The 2,628-nt window shown below is 65.3% G+C and carries 2 protein-coding genes; both read right to left on the reverse strand.

What is annotated here, in order from left to right:
• Positions 1–136: 136 nt before the first annotated feature.
• The gene (gene istB / locus PV761_RS24080; RefSeq protein ID WP_347900033.1) at positions 137–916 is read right to left on the reverse strand and encodes an IS21-like element helper ATPase IstB; all 780 of its coding nucleotides are present in this window, start codon (positions 914–916) and stop codon (positions 137–139) included.
• Complete coding sequence (gene istA / locus PV761_RS24085; protein ID WP_347900034.1) at positions 913–2,433, reverse strand: IS21 family transposase; 1,521 nt, start codon at positions 2,431–2,433, stop codon at positions 913–915. The genes istB and istA overlap by 4 nt, the downstream gene beginning before the upstream one ends.
• Positions 2,434–2,628 lie beyond the last annotated feature (195 nt).

Consider the following 2,628-nt stretch of genomic DNA (forward strand, 5'->3'; position numbering starts at 1 on the left):
GTGTCAAGGGCCATTACTTTCTGCCCACCAGCGGCCAGTTCTTCTGCCCGCTGGTGGCCAACATAAATGCCCGGACATGGCCATGAGATCTGCCCGCAAAATATAGGTTTGTGGGTGGCCATTCCGTTCCGGTGTTTTAGCTCAGTTGTGTCACTCCTTTTCCGGTCAGGGCCTGCGTCAGCCTGACGGAGTCGCCGCTGGTCTGGCAGATGTGGGCGTGGTGCAGCAGTCTGTCCACCGTTGCCGTCGCCAGGGTTTTGGGCATGAGCTCGTCAAAGCCGGCGGGGTGCAGGTTGGAGGAAATCGCGATGGAGCGTTTCTCGTAGGCTGCATCCACGACCCGGTAGAGTCCCTCGGCGGCGTCCGCACCGACGGCGAGGAGCCCGATGTCATCGACGACCACCAAATCGGCACGCAGCACCCGGTTGATGGCCCGGGTGACGGAGTCGTCGGTGCGGTGGGCGCGGATGAGTTGGCCGAGGTCCTCGAGCCGGAACCAGGCCACGCGCATGCCTTCTTCCACGGCTTGCTGGCCCAGGGCTTCAAGGAAGAACGTCTTTCCTGTCCCGGAGGGCCCGCAGACGACGAGGTTTTCCCCGCGGCGGATCCATTCCAGGGTCCGCAGGGCCTGTTGGGTCGGCGCCGGGATCGAGGAGGCGCCGGGGTCCCAGGCATCGAAGGTTTTCCCGGTCGGGAACCCGGCGGCCTTGCGCCGGGTGGCGAGCATGGAGCGGGCCCGGCCGCTGACTTCCTCGGCGAAGAGGGCTTTGATGACTTCCACTGGTTCCCAGCGCTGGGCGCGGGCCGTGGCCATCAGTTCCGGCGCCAGGGCACGGGCGTGGGGCATCTTCAAGGAACGCATCATGGCTTCAACGTCCGCGGGCAAGGGCGCGGCGGTGGTATTGATCGGGGTCACTGCTTGTCCTCGCTGACGATGGTGGTGGTGATGGCGGCCCAGGCGCCGGTGCCCTGGGTCAGGGAGGTTTCCTCCCTGGCGACGTGCGTGATGGTGCTGGCCCGGCCGGCATGCAGGATCGAGGAGAGGTCGCCGTGGGCGAAGCGGCCGTGGATCGCGGCCGTGCCCAGGGCCCGGTCAACGTCGATGACGCCGGCGATCTTTGCCAGGGACACGGCCTCGGCCATCTTCACGTTCATCCGGGACGTGCCGACCGCGGCGGCTTCCTTCAGCCAGGTCACGGCGCCGCCGCCGATGGCCAAAAACTCTGCCTCTGCCCCGGTGCGGGCCCGTGGCGTGTAGTCCCCGGGGATTTTCTCCACATGTCCGGGAAAATGCTCGTCGTTGACCGCAGGGCTCCCGGGCCGTGCCCGGCCATGGCGTGCCACCTCAACGGGGCCGTGCGCGCCGTGGTGGACGATGATGACCTGCTCGTCCGGTCCGGTGCCGTGGGCGCGGACAAACACCCGAGCCCCGAGCAGATGGGACGGCACGGAATACATGGCGTTGTTGAAGGTGACCATGGGCGTGTTCGGCGGCACGGTCCGGGCCAGGCCGAAGGAGACCGTGTGCGCTGTTTCCGGGACCCGGTGCAGGCGCAGGGCCTCCTCGGCAAGCATGACAGCGGTCTTGCGCTTGGTCGTTCGGTGCTCGCGGGCGTTGATGTGGGCCATGAATGCCTCGCAGGCGGCCTCCACCTCGGCGAAGGATCCATACTCGGGGAGCAGGTTTGTGTCCTTGGGCACGAGATCGGCCTTGGCAACCTTCACCGACGACTCCACCCCGCCCTTTGAGGCAGGATCCGCCGGCTGGCAGGTCAACACCGTCACCCCGTAGTGGCGGGCGAAATCAACGGTCTGCTGGTTGCGCACCGGAACGCCGGCGACATGGGAGACGGTCACTGTTTTCTCGTTGTCAGTGAGGATGTAAGTCGTGACACCCCCAATCAGCCGGAAAGACCGATCCAGGGCGGCAAACACAGACGGCGCCGTCCGGTCCCGCAGCGCGATCACAATCCTGAACCTCGACCAGGCCAGCCAGGCCACGAACAACACGGTCTTCACCCCGTCAATATAGGGGCCGTCCCCGAAATCATATTGCAGCCAGCCGCCTGGCTCGGTCACCCAGGGCCGATGCACCCGCACCCGTCCCAGCTTCCAGGCTGCCTTGACCTGGGCCACCGCCCGGCGGGTAGAGCGCTCCGATCCCTCGTAGCCCATCCCGACCAGTTTTGTGTGGGCGATATCAGCCCGGATCCGGCCCTTCGTGGCATCGACCCACTGCTCGATCTTGGGCAGGAATTCATCGGTTACCCTGTCCCGGGCCACCGGTTCCGCCAGGGGCCGCCCGGCGTCACGGGCGGCGACGTGCTTGGCCACCGTGTGGTGGGAACAACCCGCGAGCTGCGCCGCGGCACGCAACGACTGCGTAAGATCGTACGCTTCAAGAATTTCCATGATTTCTCCGTCAGACTTCATACAGAGCCTCTTCCTGATGTGGTTTGGTGCGACTAGACACCGACATCAAAACTCCAGGAAGGGGCTCCCGCCGCTAAGAACACGGCGGTGCTAGAAAAGAATGGGCAGATCTCATGGCCACCAATGGGCACTTTTGCTGGCCATCAGTGGGCACTTATGTGGCCGCCTATGGGCAGTTTTTCACGGCCGCTAACA

The organism is Arthrobacter sp. CC3, assembly GCF_039907775.1.
GTDB lineage: Bacteria > Actinomycetota > Actinomycetes > Actinomycetales > Micrococcaceae > Arthrobacter.